We start from the raw sequence: 17,065 nt of genomic DNA on the forward strand, positions 1-17,065 counted from the left end.
TGGCACATGGAACCGAATCTTTTTAGGCGAAGGGAGGTTGACGAGGCATGGGGGCGGAGAGGAGACTACGCGGGATGCGACGTCGAGAGTTTCTTGCTGGAGGGCTGGCCGCTGCGGCGGTTGCGGGCCGGAGTGCGTGGGGAAGTCCGCGCGAGACGCCGCTTGTGGATGCGGCCGCGGTGGACCGCGGGCGCGTGCTGAAGGCGGCGGAGCTGTATCTGCGCGAGGAGCCGCGGACGATCACGTCGGTGTCGTCGCCGCGGAGCACAGGCGGGGCGCACGACTACTTCTCTGAGGGCGACTACTGGTGGCCGGATGAGAAGAATCCGGATGGGCCGTATGTGCGGCGCGATGGGTACTCGAACCCTGCGAACTTCAACGCGCATCGGGAGCTGTTGATCCGGCTGAGCGTGCAGATGCCGGCGCTGACGGCGGCGTGGGTGCTGACGAAGAATAGCGTGTATGCGAAGCATGCGGCGGCGCATCTGCGGGCGTGGTTTGTGGATGAAGACACGCTGATGCACCCGAACCTGGAACATGCGCAGGCGATCCAAGGGGTGACGCCCGGGCGGGGTGTGGGGATCATCGACACGCTGCACCTTGTGGAGGTGGCGAGGGCTGCGATGTGGCTGGAGCATGCGGGCGTGATGGATGCAGCCACGCAGACCGCAGTGCGTGAGTGGTTCCGGCAGTACACCCGGTGGATGATGACTTCGAAGAACGGCCAGGAAGAACGCGACGCGAAGAACAACCACGGCACGTGCTGGGTGGCGCAGGTGGCGGCGTTTGCTGCGTATGTGGGAGACATCGGGTGGATGGAGTTCTGCAGGACGCGGTACCGGGAGCACCTGATTCCGGAGCAGGTGGGAGCGGATGGCAGGCTGCCGCTGGAGCTGGCGCGAACCAAGCCGTACAGCTACTCGCTGTTCAACATGGATGTGCTGGCGACGTGTTGCCAGGTCCTGAGCGAAGGCCAACGTGGTGAGGGAGACCTGTGGCGGTTCAAGACTGCCCAGGGGCAGGGGATTGCGAGTGTCGTGGCATTCATGGCGCCTTACATCCGTGACAAGGCGGCGTGGCCGTTTGCGAAGGATGTGGAGTACTTTGACGATCTTCCGGTGCGGCAGCCGAGCTTGCTGTTCGCTGGGCTGGCGTATAGGGATCGCGCTTATGTCGAGCTGTGGCGCAGGCTGAACCCGGATCCGGTGGTGGCGGAGATCATACGGAACTTCCCGGTGCGGCAGCCGGTGCTTTGGGTTTCGCGGGTGGGGTGAGGCCTGATCTGTAGAGGGCCGAGGTATCCAGGAAGTGCGAGGGGCAGCTTGTTCTGTTGAGCGATGAGGTCGACAGCCATGAGCGATGAGGTCGAGAGCCGTGAGCGATGAGGTGAGATCGCGTGGTCTTTTCGCTTCCTAGCTCACGGCCCCGGCGGTAAGGACGAGGGCTACAGCGCCGCGGAGGCGGGCGAGGTTGCCGTCGTAGGCCGGGCGGAGACTCGTGTTGGCGCGGAGGAGATCCTTGCGCATGGTGGAGTCGATGATGGGTCCGACGCGATGCCATACGGAGGTGATGTCGCCGACGATGACGATCTCCTTGGGTGCGAGGGCTGCGACGATGACGCGGAGGCCCTTGCCGAGGTTGGTGGCCATGCGTTCGAGCGCGGCCCCGGCGTGTTTGTCTCCGGACTGAGCGAGGCCAAGGAGCGCAGGGAAGGTGCTGATGCCGTTGCCACCATTGGCCGCGTAGTCGCGCATTGCGGCGCGATTGGAGGCGAGCATCTCCCAGCAGCCGTGGCTGCCACAACCGCAGAGGGGACCATCGGGCATGAGCTGCACGTGGCCGAATTCGCCGGCCATGCCGTGCTCTCCGCGGAGGAGCTGGCCATTGGCGAGGATGCCGGTGCCGATGCCTTCGGAGACGTTGACGGCGACGATGTCGTGATTGGTCTCGGTGCCCCCGAACCAGACTTCACCGAGGACGCAGGCGTTGGCGACGTTGTCGATTTCGACGCGGAGGCCGGTGGCTGCGATGAATCGCTTGCTGAGGTCGGCGATGGGGAAGTGGAGGTTGGGGGCGAAGATGGGCTTGTCGGTCTGAGGATCGGTGCGTCCGGGGAGGCAGATGCCGATACCGTCGAAGGTCTTGTCCTTATGTTCGGCGAGGGTGCGCTTGACGGCGTTGACCATGGCGGCGACGGAGCGGTTGTCGCTGGGGATGTTGATGAGGCGCTGCTCGACGATCTTGCCGCAGAGGTCGGAGACGGCGAGGGTGGCCTGCTCGGGATGGATGTCGAGGGCGAGGATGGCGCGCTGGGGGTTGATCTGGAGGTAGGTGGGGCGGCGTCCGCGGGGCAGGCGTGCGGTGGAGCCTTCAAGCACGAGACGCTCAGCGATGAGCTCCTCGATGATGAGGGAGATGGTGCTGCGCTGGAGGCCGGAGACGCGTGCGAGATCGGCGCGGGAGATGGGCTGCTGCTTGCGGAGGATGTTGAGCACCAGGCTGCGATTGATCTCTCGCGGCGTGCGGTTGGTGGCGGTCTTCTGGTGCGTCGGGAGCGAGGTGGAATACATGAGGGACCTGGACAAGAGACGAGAAATACAGGCTCTTGCGAATCAGCAGGATTGTACTGTACGGCGTTGGGACAAAGGCAGCGGCGTTACGGTAACGAGGATGATGCGGTGGGTTGAGATTTAGTTCTTCGGCGCAACAGTGACTGGAGCGTTGGGCAGAAGAGCGTGGATGTAGCCTTCATTGGGCGTGGAGTTGGGGAACTGGATGTTGTGGAGGAGCTCGTCCATGGCGGCGTCGATGAGCTGTTGTGGCGGGCGGCTGGTGATGCGCTGCTTGGAGCCGGCGTCTCCGCCGGTGTGGGCGAGTCTGGCGTAGGCGACGATCTGGTCCCAGCCCTGGGGTGCAGCGAAGGTCATGGGCGAGGAGGTGGCCTGCATCTTCTTGTAGGGCCAGAAGGCCCAGGGGATGGAGTTGGCGTCGAGCAAAGTGCGGAAGCGGGCGACCCACTCGTCGGGGTTCTCGCCGGATTCGCCGAGCCAGACGGGGACGTTGTATTTGGCGCGGAAGGCGATCCAGGGGGCGAGCTTCTCTTGATTCACGCCGACGTTGTAGGTGTGGGTCTGATAGATGATGTTGGCGTCGAAGGGAGGGCCGAAGACGCTGAGGTCGTTGTCCCACTGGGCGCCGCCGAGGACAAGGGTGTGATGCGTGTCGACCTTGCGGATGGCGGTCGCGATGCGCTTGTAGAGCGGCTCGAGCATGGGGTGAAAGCGGGCGTAGCCCTGCCAGTTAGGGATGGGCTCGTTGAGCAGGTCGTAGCCGAGGACGATGCGGTCGTTGCGGTAGTGCTTCGCGATGCGTGCCCAGAGGTCGATGGTCTTCTGTTGCATGCCGGGATCGAGGAAGAGCCAGGGATAGCCGTGGCCGTCGTCGATGTTGTAGCCGGTCTGTCCACCTTCAGCGGCGTGGAGATCGATCATCACGTAGAGGCCTTCGGCGCGGCACCAGCCGAGGAGGCGATCGAGGAGCTGGAAGCCTTCGGCGTCGTCGGTCTGGAAGAGCTCCCAATGGATGGGCACGCGGACCATGTTGAAGCCCTGGGCGCGGATGAAGTGGATGTCGGCCTGGGTGATGTAGTTCTGGCGATAGGTGTGCCAGAAGGCGTCGGCGCGGGTGGGGCCGATGAGCTCGGTGACGAAGGCGTGGATCTCTTTGGGGGAGGCGGGGCCACCGTCGAAGTGCCACATGTAGCCTTCGGGGACGAGCCAGTTGCCGAGGTTGGTGCCCTTGAGATGGAGAGGCTGATTGCTGCCGTCGAGGACTTCAGCGCCCTGGGTGTGCACGAACTGTGCGTGGACGGCCGAGGTGGAGGCTGAAGCGAAGAGTGCGAGCGCGAGGCTCAAGCAACGAAGGACAGAGCTCGACAACGTGGTGCCTCCAAAGGGCGGGAGCATTGTGGCGGAAGCTATGGGTGAAGCGCAAAGGTTGAGCGTTTGTAGGGCAAAAAGAAACGGTGGGAAGACGTGGGTGCTGAGGCCTGCACCCACGCTACCCACCGCTGAGGCGATCTAGAAGAAGAAGCGGCCGGAGATTTGCAGCTTACGTGCGGGCTGCGTTCCGGTGATCTGTCCGAAGGTTGAGCTGCTGAGGAAGGTGGCAGCCGTGGAGTTGGCCGTCGTGGTGACGGACAGCGAAGAGTTGGGCTGGGTGAAGTTGGTGTGGTTGATGACGTTGAAGGCGTCGAGCCGAAGCTGGAACTTCAGAGCCTTCCATACCTGGAAGTCCTTGGAGATCGAGGCGTCGAAGTCGACTTCGCCGGGCGCACGGTTGGAGTCTCTGGGCACGTTGCCGAAGCCGGTGGAGACGATGCGGGTGCGAACGCCGTTGATGGTCGTGTAGACGGGACCCGAGGGCGTGAGCGGGAAGCTGCTGGTGTCGATGACGGGGTTGTCGAGGTACTGGAGGGCAGCGCCGTTGAGATAGGGATTGGCGAGCTTGAGGTGCGAGGGATCGCCGTTGGGGCGCTGCTGCGAGACGTTGGAGATCTCACCGCTCTGCGTGATGTTGAAGGGCAGGCCGGTGTGGCCGACGAAGACCGGCGAGATGTGCCAGCCTTTGAGCCACCAGGGACCGGCGGTGGTGTAGATCATGACGATGTTGAGGGTGTGGGTGGCGTCGATGTTGGAGACGGTGAAGTCCTTCGCACGGTAGGCGCCGGTGGCGGTGTACTGCGCGTTGGCGGTGCCGAAGGGTGCGGAGAAGTTGTAGATGGTGGAGCCGTCGTCCATGCTCTTGGCATAGGTGTAGTTGGAGAGGACGGCGAGGCTCTTGGAGAAGTCGCGCCGGACGGTGGCCTGCAGGGCGTTGTAGTTGGAGTTGCCTACGTGGTCGACGCCGGTCCAGCTGGCGAGCGTGGGGTAGGGCTTGGCGTCCTGCGAGGCCTTGGTGGTGTTGGCGAGGGTGACAGCATCGACGCTGGAGAGCGGAACGATGTTGTAGGGGACGTTGTAGGGCAGATGCACGGCGTGGTTGCCGACGTAGTTGACCTCAAGCGTGAGAGCGAGGGGCAGCTGACGCTGGAAGCCGAGGTTCCACTGCTCGACGACGGGCATCTTGGACATGTAGTTGAACTCGACGCCGGAGATGCTGTAGGGCGAAGAGTCGGTGGCTGCCAGGTAGACGGGCGACTGGCGAGGATCGTTGGTGACGACGGCGGCGGTGAGTGGGAAGCCCTGAGAGAGCGAGAAGGGCTGCGCGACGCCGGTGCCGAGGTTGTTGTAGCTGATGTTGTTGTCGAAGCCCGGGAAGGCGACCTGGCCGCCGAGGTTCTGGAAGATGGTCCCGAAGAAGGTGCCGAAGGCGGCGCGGATGACGGTCTTCTGGTCGACGCTATAAGCGAGTCCCACGCGGGGCGAGAAGTCGTTCTTCGGGGTGTTGATGTTGAGCGACGGGCTGGCGTTGATGCCGGCGGCGAGCATCTGGCCGGTGGCGGGATCGAAGCGGCTATAGATGTTGTGCGCGATGGTGAGCGGGGACTCGTACTCCCAACGGATGCCGAGGTTGAGGGTGAGCTTGGAGGTGGCCTTGTAGTCGTCCTGGAGGAAGACGCCGACGTTCCAGTTGCGTCGTCCGGTGGGCGGCTGAGGCTGCTCGTAGCTGCCGGTTTTGATCTTTCCGAGGAGGAAGTCAGCGAGGCCGGTGGTGGCGTTGCCGGTGGCGCCCTGGTTGGTGATGGAGCCGTCGAAGCTCAGGTTGCCTTCCGGGCTGGAGGCCGGGTTATAGGAGTTGAACTGGTTCTTGCGCAGGGAGGCGCCGATCTTGAAGGTGTGCGGGCCCCAGATCTTGGTGATGCTTCCGAAGGGCGTGTAGGTGTTGGTGATGTTGATCTGGTTGGTATTGGTGTCCGCACCGAGGTTGCTGAAGCCGGGCGAGGTGAGCTCGGGCATCTGGTCCAAGGGCAGCGAAGCGATGCCGGTGGCGGAGGCAGCGCTTAGGTGCGTGCCCGGCGGGTTGCGGAAGGTGGCGTAGCGGAAGAAGCCCATGTTGAGGTCCATGACGAGGGTGTCGGACCAGGTGCGGGTGTAGTCGACCGAAGGCAGCCAGGCGTTGGAGCAGGAGCAGTCCCAGGTGGTGTTGAGGAGCGCGGTGGCGAAGGAAAGGGTCTTGCCGGAGGCGTCCTGGTTGTAGTTCACCGCGTTGGGCGAGGTGTTGGTGTAGCGATAGAGGTTGACGCTGACGCGGTCGCGAGTGGTGATCTGCTCGTCGACACGGGCCTCAAGACGAAGGTAGTTCGAGGTGTTGTTCTGCTGCGTCGTCCAGTTGCTGGTGTAGCGATTGTTGGTCTTGTCGTAGGTGCCGGTGGTGTTGGGCAGCGGGACGAGGGCGAGGATCTTCGCGGCTGCGGGATCGATGGGGCCGATCTGGTTGTTGGCGTATGCGACGCTGGTGCCGGGTGCATAGACCTTGACGGCCGTGCGCGAAGAGCCGTCGACCGGGGAGGTCCCGGCAAGAGCTGCAGAGAGATCGCCGGTGCGCTGCGCGGCTGTGGGGACCGTATCCGTGAAGGATGAGGTGCTGGGCTGGATGGTGTAGTCGTAGTTGACGAAGAAGAAGGTCTTGTCGCGGCCGTTGTAGATCTTGGGGATGCGGACGGGACCGCCGAGGGAGCCGCCGACCTGGAAGAAGCGATCCTTGGCGCGTGGCGTGTAGGGCGAGTTGCCGATGGGCTTCAACTTGTTGAAGTAGGTGTTGGCGTCGAAGTCCTCATTGCGCATGAGGTAGTACACGTTGCCGTGAAAGGTGTTGGTGCCGGAGTTGGTGTTGGCGGAGAGCACAGCGCCGGCGGTGCGGCCGTATTCGGCGGGGGCGTTGGTGGAGAGCAGGCGGAACTGGTCGATGCCGTCCGGGGAAGGCAGCGCGAGCGCTGTGCCGGTGGAGGCGATGATCAGCGAGACACCGTTGAGCAGGAAGTCGGAGTTCAAGGTGCGGCTGCCGTTGATGGACAGCTGCGAGGTGCTGGGGGTATCGCCGGCGCCGCCGTGGGCTACGCCGGGGATGAAGGCCAGCAGGTTCTCCGGAGCGCGGCCGACGAGGGGAACGTTCTGGACGTCGGCGGGCGTGATGAGGGTGGAGATCTCGGAGCTGGAGCGCTCGAGCTCGATGCCTTCAGCGCTGACGCTGACGACGTCGCTGACGGCGCCGACCTGCATGTTGACGTTGATGGAGACGACCTGCGCGACGGTGGCGACGAGGTCATCGGCGACGGACTCCTTGAAGCCGGTGGCATCGACGGTGACCTTGTAGGTGCCGGGGATGACCTGAGGCGCGACGAAGGCGCCCGCGGAGTCGGAGGTTCCGCTGTAGACGGTGACGCCGGTGTTCTTGTTAAGGATGACGATCTTTGCGCCGGGGAGGAAAGCTCCGGCGGGATCGAGCACCTGACCGCGGATGGTGGCGTTGGTGTTCTGGGCGAGAGCGGGGCTGGTAAGGAGCCACGGGGTCGCGACGACGCAACCGCCCAGCACAAGGCTGCCCGCGGTCAAAGGAAGGCCGAGCAAGCGCAGAGCGCGATGCGACTTCCTGACTGGGAAAGAAGAAGAGATCACTGCATTACCTCCGAGAAACGCGCTGCGAAAACTCGCGGCGCCAGTTTGCCATGGACTGTTTTGGCTTTTGGTGCTCAAAACACGAGCTTCGGACAGACTTCCGATTGTTCAAAGACAATCGCTTAACTTCGATCCGGAGCGTCCACTATAAAAACGCAGGGCGAGCAAGATTGTCAACGATAATCCGTAGCTTGGACAAAATGAACAGGTGCTAGTCAAACGTTAGTCTTGAGATCGAGCAAAGCTCAAACGTTGACCCCGGCTCGAAAGGGGCAAAATGATCCAATCATTTCGAGGGGGTAGCGCGGGAGAGTATCTGTGCGGCGCGCTGGGCGACGGCCGGGTTGGTGGAGAGGCTGGCCTTCTGGAGCCAGGGAAGAGCCTGACGTAGGTCCCCGAGCTCGATGAAGGTCTCAGCGGTGTCGAGCTGGGCGGGAGCGAAGGAGGGATCCGCCTGGGCGGCGGCCTGGAAGGCGGCGAGGGCCTGGGGAAGCTTTCCGCGAAGGCGGGCGAGCTGTCCGGAGAGGTCGAGCGCGAGAGCGGAGTGGGGATTGAGGGTGAGTGCAGCGTGGATCTCGGCTTTGGCCTGGGGGATGTGGCCGTTGCCGAGCAGAAGGATGGCGTAGTCGAGGTGCGGGGCGGGGTCTGAGGGTGCGAGGGAGGCGGCACGCTGAAGCTGGAAGGCGGCTTCGCCGGTTTGGCCCTGGGCGCTGAGGAGCTTGCCGAGGTTGGAGCGCGCGGCGGCGTCGTAGGGGTTGATGGAGACGGCCTGGCGGAGAGCGGACTCGGCCTCCTGCGACTGGCCGGCCTGGGCGAGGAGTGAGCCGAGATTGTTGAGGGCGTCGGCGTAGTCCGGGCGGAGGGTGAGGGCCTTGCGAAGGTCGGAGATGGCGGAGGTCGAATCGCCCGAGTGGGTTTCGACCTGGGCTCGTTCGTAGAGCAGGAGCTCGTTGGTGGGATCGGAGGCGATGGCGGTGGTGAGGACCTGCAGGGCCTCGGTGGGGCGCGATGCGCCGGCGAGGGCGACGCCGAGGCGGCGGGCGGCGCGGGAGGATTGTGGGTCGAGCTCGAGGGCCTTGCGATAGGAGGCGATGGCCGCGTCAAGCTGGCCGTTGTGGCGCAGTGCGTCGCCTAGCTCGATGTAGAAGGCGGGCTCGCGCGGCTTCTGCTCATCGAGGAGGGTGGCGAGCTGTGGGGCTGCGCTGTTGTTGCTGGAGTCGATGACCTGGGCGACGGCGTTGTAGAGCGCATCGTCGGGGCGCGGGGTTTCGCCATCGAGCAGGTAGCGGAGGACGGGACCGTTATAGCGCGAGGTGGCTTCGTGCAGCTCGGCGAGTGGTCGTGCAGGAGCGCTGCGCTGGATGAGGTGATCAGTGACGGCGGCGTGGATGACGTCTTCGGTGCGGCGCTGCGGCATGTGGCAGGACGTGCACTGCTGCGAGTCGGTGTGCTGCTTCGTGGCGACGAGCTGCTTGAGCTTGGTGGCATGGCAGTTGAGGCAGATGTTGGCGTAGAACTGGGTGCTCTGCGGACCTTTGTGGAGGTCGTGGGGATTGTGGCAGAGCTCGCAGGTGAGCGCGCCCCTGGTGGCGAGATAGCACTTCGATTGCCTGAGGCGATAGGCGGCGTTCACGATCTCGACGTTGTTGGTGGGGCCGTGGGCGGGATCGCGGGTGAAGTAGGCGTTGAAGGTGCTGAGCGGCTGGTTGGGATCGTAGCCAAAGGGATGCTGGTCGTAGCGGCGGATGCGGTCGGGCAGGAGGGTGCTGGTGGTCTCGAGGTGGCACTGCTCGCAGACCTGCATCTGGCGCTCGTTGGAGAGGTGTGCGGGATTGAGGATGGTGGCGTGGATCTTTGCGGTGTCCGGCTTGCGGGCTGAGGCGGCCTGCACGTGTGCGGCGCCGGGGCCGTGGCAGCGCTGGCAGTCGATGCCCATGGGGAGCGAGGTGTAGACGGGTTTGGCGGAGAGATCGCGATGCGTGGGATCGGGGATGGCGGGGTAGCCGTTGTGGCAGAACATGCACTCGTAGGCGATGACGCGGCGGGTCATGGGAGTGGCGTTGTCGAAGCCGGGGTTCATGGCGAACTCGCCGCCTTGCTGGGATCCGTTTTGGGAGTACCAGGCGAGGGGAAGCTCGATGAGGGTGCCGTCCTGCTCGCGATGGAGGAAGGTGCGGGCGTGATTGCCGCTGCCCATGACGTAGTCGATGGAGAGCTCTTCTACGTTATCGTCACGGCCATCGAAGCCCTTCTGCCAGCGGCGCTGGAAGAACCTGCCATCGTGCGCGGTGAGGGAGAAGGAGGTGGAGGACGCGGGATGGAAGTAGGTGCGGGTCTGTGCCGGAGCGGCGATGGTGGTGGCGGCTGTGGGCGCGTAGAAGGCGTGGGCCATGCCGGTTTCGTTGTAGCCGGCGGTCTCATCACGATGGCAGCGGACGCAGGATTGGGGATCGGCGTAGGCGGAGGCTGTGGTGGGAGTCGATGAGGGGTGCGGGTGCAGGAAGAGCCATGCGGCCGCGGCTCCTGCGAGGCAGAAGGCGGTGAGGCCGATGGTCCAGAGTTTGCGTGTCACGTCGTTGTCTTATCGTTGCTCGCGGCCTTGCACTCAGGATGACAGAAGGAGTCGTACCTGACGACCGCGGTTGCCACAAATGAGCCCGGGTCCGAGAATCCGGGGCACCCGGATGGTGAAGACATCAGGCATCCTGCGAACCCACGTCTCAGAAGCGAGACGTGGGGCACCCGGAGCATCGCTTCTTCCGATCAGGTGTTCGTTTAGGAGCGGACAATTCTGATTGACCTTCGAGCTATGAGCTACGGGTCAGATGTTCTGGTGCGTTATTCCGGGGGAAGGCCGCCGAGGTAGAAGGAACTCAGGGTGTCGGCGTGCTCCGTGATGGCCGAGATGGCAGGTGAAGGGAAGCGTGCGGCGTAGGGCTTCGTCCACCAGGCGTCATCGCCGCTGGCGTTCTTCGGGACCTCCTGCTTGACCTTGGTTCGCTCTTCAAACAACGAAGGGTCGGAGAGGCCGTGGACGCAGAGGGCGACGAGCCGAGCGAGGGCGTGGTCGTTGGCGGCGTAGAGGTCTTTGCCGTTCGCTTCGCCGAACTCGGCGAGGAAGACGAGAGGCGTAAGGGCGTAGAGGTGATAGTGGAGGGCGCGCTGGCCGCGGGCCATCTCGAGCGGAAGGACGCCGTCGGGCTGAATCTGGTCGTCACCGTTCTTATAGGTGGCGAGAGCCCAGTCGAGGAGGTCGGGGCGGTTGGCGACTGCTGCGATGCCGGCGATCTCGGTACCGGCCCAGTAGAGATGGTTGTTCTGCTCGGGCCGCTTCTTCTCCTGGGCTTCGTAGTAGGCGCGGGTGGAGTCGCCGAGTTTGCCGAGCCACGTTGCGATGGCCTGGGCCTGCTGCGGAGTGTCGAAGCCGGAGTTGCGGACCTTGAGGTAGGCGACGGCCATGGCACCGGCGAGCCAGCCCTGCACGTAGTAGGCCTGCTGCGAGGACATGTGGCCGGCCATGGTGTTGTTGCGGGCCATCTGTGCGAGGAGTTTGAGGGTGCACTGCGCGGCCTCGCGAGAGCCGGTGGTGCGGAAGCGGTCGGCCATGTCGACGATGACGTGGGTGGCGTTCTTCACCGGGCCGGAGGATTCGGTGTAGGCCTTCATGAGGACGGGGTCGACGATGGAGTGGGTGGGATCGTCCTTGCGGTAGAAGCCGTCGGTGATGAGGTCGGCGGGGAGGTCGGGCTGGGTGGGGCAATTGGTTGCAACATTGGACAAAGTGACCGGCCGATTGTCCCAGGGGGAGTGGACGAGGCCATGGGCCGGTGCGAGGACACCGGCGAAGGCGAAGGCTGCGAAGAGAGGAGCGAAGCGCATGCGGTGGGATCTCCGTCACCGAGGATGAAGAAGGGACGGGAGCCCTGTCAAATGCAGTGGTAAGAAGACACGCGTTTGACTTAGGAGAAATCCATTTGATGCAAGACATTGGAGCGGGCTGCCGCGGAGCTTTGACGGATGCCGGGGGAGTGATGGAGTCCACGCTTCTCGATGCGAAGGGGGCTGTGTGTTGTGTTACATTCTGGGGTATGCAAACAGCAGGCCACAGCATGAATTGCCGTCTAAGCGATGTCAAGGTGCTCGTGTGCGTGCGATGTACGGTGCGTTGAAGAGTTGCGAATCTTGACATGGTTGTAACATCGCCCTAATCTGGGCAGAACCGTATCAAAAATTTGACACAGATCCCTTGGGGCTCATGCTCTCGAAGTATGTGATCCAACGGATTTGAGTCTGCGACTCTTTCTCTTCAAGCAACCACCCCCGTTGCTTTCGCTGTCGTTAGGGTGCATCACGTCATCATGACCTCCTGGTTGTGATTGCACTTGTCTACCCATAGCCGTAACCCGGAAGCCATCGCACAGCCGTGTCTCTCAACAGACAGCTGCGACGACGCAGCTGTGTCTTCGCACTACCAGCAAGCAAAGGAACAACGATGAAACACTTCTTACGGAGGCCTGGTAAGGCCGGTCTGCTATTTGTCGCTTCAATTGTGGTGTCCAGTGCGCTGATGGCGCAGACGTTCCGGGGCGGAATCTCCGGTACGGTGCAGGATCCGTCCGGCGCGGTGGTGCCGAACGCGAAGATCACGCTGGTGGGACAGGACACGGGCCTGACTCGTGAGACCACCTCGACTGCGGACGGTAACTATACGTTCCAGGACCTTCCGCTGGGCAAGTACACGGTGACGATTACGGCTAATGGATTTGCGACGTCGAAGGTGGAGAACATCACGACGCGTCCGGGCGAGGTGTACTCGCTGAGCCCGAAGCTGGCAATGGCGGGATCGTCGCAGAGCGTGGACGTGAATGCGAATGCGCTGACGCTGGATACGGAGAGCACGACGAACACCTCCGTGGTGGGCGACAAGGCTGTGGCGAACGTGCCGTTGAACGGCCGCGACTTTACGCAGCTGATCAAGATCGTTCCGGGCTACAACGGAGCTGGATCGCTGAACGGCACGCGCACGAACCAGAACAACTATCAGATCGACGGTGCAGACAACAATGACATCTGGCAGAACGGCGCGGCGGCCAACCAGGGCGGCGTGGGTTCGATTGCCGGTGTGACGTTGCCGATCGATGCGATCGACCAGTTCAGCGTGCAGTCGCAGGGCAATGCGGAGATCGGGCGCAACGGCGGCGGGCTTATCTCGCTGGCGATCAAGAGCGGCACGAACCAGATTCATGGATCGGCGTACTACTTCAACCGCAACGAGTTCTTTGCGGCGCGAAGCCCGTTCCTGGCGACCTCAGTGCGGAAGCCGGAGCTTCGCAACCAGCAGTTCGGTGGATCGTTCGGTGGACCGATCATGAAGAACCGTCTGTTCTACTTTGCGAACTACGAACGCCAGATGTACACGATCCAGAACAGTGCGTATGCGGTGGAGCCGACGGCGGCGTACCTGACCGAGGCGACGAGCCTGCTGGCGGCGCACGGCTTCAACGTGAACCAGCTTTCGAAGAACCTGCTGGTGTTGTGGCCGGACGCGAATGGACCTGGCGCGGCAAACTCGAGCGGCAACTATCTCGATCCGCATCCGCAGCATGGGTATAGCGACAACGCGATCGGCAAGATCGACTGGCAGATTTCAGACCGCCAGACGCTTTCGGCGCGCGCGTTTGTGGGCACGGGACGTCAGTTTGCCGCAGTGGGCACGAACGTCTTCGACTACTACCAGGTGGCACCGGACATCACGCAGAACTTTACGGTGGCGCACAACATCGCGATTACGCCGCACATCAGCAACTTCCTGGTGGCGGGCGTGGGCGTGTTCAACCAGACGTTCAACGACGAGAACCACAGCTTCAACATGCCGTCGCTGGGACTTGCGGATGGCGTGACGAATCCTTCGCTGTTCGGTGCGCCGACGATCACGATCACGAGCCTGGACGTGACGGGCGAGACGCAGCCGCTGGGCCGCAAGGACTACACGGGCCATCTGACGGACACGGCGACGTGGATCTTCGGCAAGCACCAGCTGCGCTTTGGTGGTGAGTACCGGCGCAACTACATGGACCTGCAGTACCAGCGCAATGTGCGCGGCACGTTCACGTTCAACGGCACAGCGACGCAGGTGAGCTCGACGACGAACCAGCCGAACGTGACGCTGCCGGCGGGCGCGACCTCGTACTACAACGACACCACCTATGGCGGAAGCGATGTGCGTGCGCTGGCCGATTACCTGGCAGGCTATGTTGCGAGCTCCACGTTTACGCAGGGCTACCTGCGACGCAGCATCTACCAGAACACGTTCTCGCTGTACGCGTCGGATGTGTTCCAGGTGTTGCCGAAGTTCACGCTGAACTACGGCATTCGTTATGACTACAACGCGCCGTTCAATTCGCCGGGCACGCTGTCTGATTTCCGTCCGGGCACGAGCGGAGCGGATGCGTATGGGCTGGTGCAGCCGGGGCAGGGGATCGACAAGATCTTCCCGGGCAACTTCACGAACTTTGCACCGCGGTTTGGATTCTCGTACCAGGCGGCGCCGAAGCTGGTGGTTCGCGGCACGTATGGCATCTTCTTCGATGCGATCAACTTCAACGGCTTCTTCGACAACCGTCCGGGCAACGGCGCCGCGGCGGGTGTGCAGGCGAACCCGACCGGAGCGACGCCGGTAGAGACGCTGACGGCGACGTACTACCAGTGGCAGAATGGCGTGAATCCGTTCTCCGGTGCAGCTTCGCCCTCGGTGTTCGGCCTGGCGACGGTGGATCCGAACTTCCGCACGGCGTATGTGCAGAACTTCAACACGAACCTGGAGTACCAGCTGGGCCGCAACACGGTGTTTCAGGCAGGTTATGTGGGTTCGCTGGGACGGCGGTTGTTCCAGCTGATTGACATCAACCAGGCGACGTTGAGCCCGACGGGCACGACGGCGACGGCGAACGTGCAGACGCGGCGTCCGTACTACACGGCTGCGAACATCACGAACGCGAAGTCGATTGCTGCGATCAACGACATCAGCAGCATTGGGACCTCGAACTACAACTCGCTGCAGCTGAGCATTCGCACCTCGGGCTTCCATGGCCTGACGGCGCAGGGATCGTACACGTACGGACATGCGCTGGATACGGTGTCGGGCACGCGTGGCTTTGCCCCGCAGAACTCGTACAACGTGGCGGGTGAGTATGGGAACGCCGACTTCGACGTTCGCAATACGTTCAATGGCTACGTGGTGTATGAAGCGCCGAAGTTCACGGAGAAGCTGAAGCTGCTGACGCAGGGATGGCAGGGCAACGCGTTCATCAGCGCGTTTACCGGCACGCCGTTCTCGGTGAAGTCGGGCGCGGACAACAGCCACACGGGCGAGAACCAGGACCGTGCGAACCAGATTGCGGCACCGACGGCGGGTCTGACTCGCCAGCTGGTGCGCGCGAGTGCGACGTCGGCCCCGTACTATGCGTGGGTTGCTCCGACTTCATGGACGGCGAATGCTGCGAACACGTTTGGTACCTCGGCGCGCAATGCGTACCGCGGACCGGCCTTCGCGACTGCGGACATGGCTCTGGTGAAGAACACGCCGGTGCATCGCGGGGTAAACTTCCAGCTGCGCGCGGAGATGTTCAACGTGTTCAACCGGACGAACCTTGCGAATCCGACGGCGACGCTGACCTCTTCGAGCTTCGGCCGGATCTCGGCGACGCGCAACAACAGCGGAGCGCCTGGCATTGGGCCGGGTGAGCCGTTCAACGTGCAGTTCGCGGGCAAGCTGATCTTCTAAGGCTGCCTGTGGGTGCGTTTTTTTGGCCGGCTGTGAAGTCTCTTTCGCAGCCGGCCAAATTCATTTCTACTTAAGCATTCCCGCAACAGGAGCTGTTCGATGAAGCGTCTTGTCCCCATTGTCTTGTGTGTTGCAGCCGCGTCCGCGTCGTTGATGGCGCAGGAGCCTGCACGTCCTGCCGGTTATCCGGCTGTCCCCGGTCCGCTGACGGCGAAGTACCAGGCCACGGCCGACAAGATTCTTGCTGCGGCGATGAGCGATACCGATGGCTATGCGGACCTGCAGTATCTGTGCGACCACATTGGCAACCGGAACTCAGGCACACCGCAGCTGAACACTGCGATTGCGTGGGGCGCGGACCTGATGAAGAAGGCCGGGTTGAGCAACGTGCATGTGCAGCCGGTGATGGTGCCGCACTGGGTGCGTGGGGAAGAGGATGCGGAGTTTGTGGCTCCGGTGAAGAAGAAGATGCACATGCTGGGGCTGGGCATGAGTGTGGGCACTCCGCCCGAAGGCATCACGGCGGAGGTGGTGTTTGTACACACGTTCGATGAGCTGGATGCGTTGGCGGACAGCGCGGTGAAGGGCAAGATCGTGGTGCTGAACCCGGGCTGGCATGGGTATGGCGTGAACTCGGGCTATCGCACGGGTTCGGCGTCGCGCGCGGCGAAGAAGGGTGCGGTGGCGGTGCTGGTTCGCGCGGCGACTCCGCTGGCGCAGCAGCTGCCGCATACGGGCACGCTGGTGTATGCGGAGGACGCTCCGAAGATTCCGGCGGCGGCGATCTCGATTGAAGATGCGACGATGATCGAGCGGCTGACGAAGGAAGGCCCGGTGACCGTGCACCTGAAGATGGATGCGCAGCGGCTGCCGGATGTGCAGGCGGGCAATGTGATCGGAGAGATCCCGGGCAGCGAACATCCGGAGCAGATCGTTGTACTGGGTGGACACATCGATTCGTGGGATGTGGGCCAGGGCGCGCAGGACGATGGCTCGGGTATCATGGCGACGTTCGAGGCGGTGAGCCTGCTGCACAAGCTAGGGCTCAAGCCGAAGCGGACGGTGCGGATCGTCTTCTGGGTGAACGAGGAGACGCTGGGCCGGGGCGCGCTGGCGTATGCGAAGGAGCTGGGCGATAAGGTGTCCACGCATGTTGCAGCTATCGAGATGGACGGCGGCGCGGAGCGTCCTCTGGGGATGAACTATGGCAGCTTTGGCGGGCCGCGTGGTGGAGGCGGTGGGCGTGCTTCGGGTGCTCCGCGCGTGAACCCGGGCGCAGGGTTCGATATGAGCAAGCTTTCGCCAGAGGATAAGAAGTCAGTGGATGCAATGCTGGATCTCGTGGCGCTGCTGAAGCCGATCGATGCGGCGACGTGGGCGCCGGGCGGCGGCGGATCGGATATTGGGCCGATTGTGGCTGAGGGGGTTCCGGCGCTGAGCCCGCACACGGTGGGTGAACACTACTTCGACTGGCACCACACCGAGGCGGACTCGTTCGACAAGGTTGACCTGACGGACTTCCGGAAGAACATCGGGATGCTGGCGGTGACGGCGTATGTGCTGGCGGATATGGATGAAACGCTGGTGGGTCACAAGGGGACGTTCCGGGATTAGCGCACGTCAAGACAGAAGTAGGCAAGCCCCGCACTCATGTGCGGGGCTTGTT

Annotated in this window: 8 protein-coding genes; 3 read left to right on the forward strand and 5 right to left on the reverse strand. The window is 63.2% G+C overall.

Going from position 1 to position 17,065, the window contains the following annotated elements; genetic code table 11:
- Positions 1-74 precede the first annotated feature (74 nt).
- Positions 75-1,274: an alginate lyase family protein gene (locus tag C4S68_RS20735; protein ID WP_103935029.1), complete on the forward strand. Its 1,200-nt coding sequence runs from the start codon at positions 75-77 to the stop codon at positions 1,272-1,274.
- A 138-nt stretch (positions 1,275-1,412) separates the two neighbouring features.
- On the opposite strand, the gene C4S68_RS20740 is transcribed toward C4S68_RS20735, so the two are convergent.
- From C4S68_RS20740 to C4S68_RS20760, 5 genes are all read right to left on the reverse strand, one after another.
- A complete protein-coding gene (locus C4S68_RS20740) occupies positions 1,413-2,570 on the reverse strand; it encodes an ROK family transcriptional regulator (RefSeq protein WP_103935030.1) in 1,158 nt (385 codons plus the stop codon).
- Between the two features lie 120 nt (positions 2,571-2,690).
- The gene (locus tag C4S68_RS20745) at positions 2,691-3,938 is read right to left on the reverse strand and encodes a glycoside hydrolase family 5 protein (RefSeq protein ID WP_235011759.1); all 1,248 of its coding nucleotides are present in this window, start codon (positions 3,936-3,938) and stop codon (positions 2,691-2,693) included.
- A gap of 141 nt (positions 3,939-4,079) precedes the next feature.
- Positions 4,080-7,616: a TonB-dependent receptor gene (locus C4S68_RS20750; protein ID WP_103935032.1), complete on the reverse strand. Its 3,537-nt coding sequence runs from the start codon at positions 7,614-7,616 to the stop codon at positions 4,080-4,082.
- Between the two features lie 286 nt (positions 7,617-7,902).
- On the reverse strand, positions 7,903-10,188 hold the full coding sequence (locus C4S68_RS23835; RefSeq protein WP_103935033.1) for a tetratricopeptide repeat protein: 2,286 nt from the start codon (positions 10,186-10,188) through the stop codon (positions 7,903-7,905).
- 266 nt (positions 10,189-10,454) lie between these two features.
- Positions 10,455-11,495, reverse strand: coding sequence for an alginate lyase family protein (locus C4S68_RS20760; RefSeq protein WP_103935034.1), 1,041 nt, complete (start codon positions 11,493-11,495; stop codon positions 10,455-10,457).
- Positions 11,496-12,108: 613 nt separating this feature from the next.
- Between C4S68_RS20760 and C4S68_RS20765 the strand changes: the two genes are divergently transcribed.
- Together C4S68_RS20765 and C4S68_RS20770 are read left to right on the forward strand one after the other, a co-directional pair.
- Complete coding sequence (locus C4S68_RS20765; RefSeq protein WP_103935035.1) at positions 12,109-15,399, forward strand: TonB-dependent receptor; 3,291 nt, start codon at positions 12,109-12,111, stop codon at positions 15,397-15,399.
- 99 nt (positions 15,400-15,498) lie between these two features.
- Positions 15,499-17,013 carry a M20/M25/M40 family metallo-hydrolase gene (locus C4S68_RS20770; RefSeq protein ID WP_103935036.1) on the forward strand — a complete coding sequence of 505 codons (1,515 nt, stop codon included), beginning with the start codon at positions 15,499-15,501 and terminating at the stop codon, positions 17,011-17,013.
- Positions 17,014-17,065: the final 52 nt, after the last annotated feature.

Origin of the sequence: Bryocella elongata (assembly GCF_900108185.1) — a bacterium.
Lineage (GTDB): Bacteria > Acidobacteriota > Terriglobia > Terriglobales > Acidobacteriaceae > Granulicella > Granulicella elongata.

What these genes read in the sequence shown, in the direction of transcription:
- C4S68_RS20740 (WP_103935030.1), bottom strand. Translation starts at nt 2,570, where the DNA reads ATGTATTCCACCTCGCTCCCGACGCACCAGAAGACCGCCACCAACCGC.
- C4S68_RS20765 (WP_103935035.1), top strand. Translation starts at nt 12,109, where the DNA reads ATGAAACACTTCTTACGGAGGCCTGGTAAGGCCGGTCTGCTATTTGTC.
- C4S68_RS20760 (WP_103935034.1), bottom strand. Translation starts at nt 11,495, where the DNA reads ATGCGCTTCGCTCCTCTCTTCGCAGCCTTCGCCTTCGCCGGTGTCCTC.
- C4S68_RS20770 (WP_103935036.1), top strand. Translation starts at nt 15,499, where the DNA reads ATGAAGCGTCTTGTCCCCATTGTCTTGTGTGTTGCAGCCGCGTCCGCG.
- C4S68_RS20735 (WP_103935029.1), top strand. Translation starts at nt 75, where the DNA reads ATGCGACGTCGAGAGTTTCTTGCTGGAGGGCTGGCCGCTGCGGCGGTT.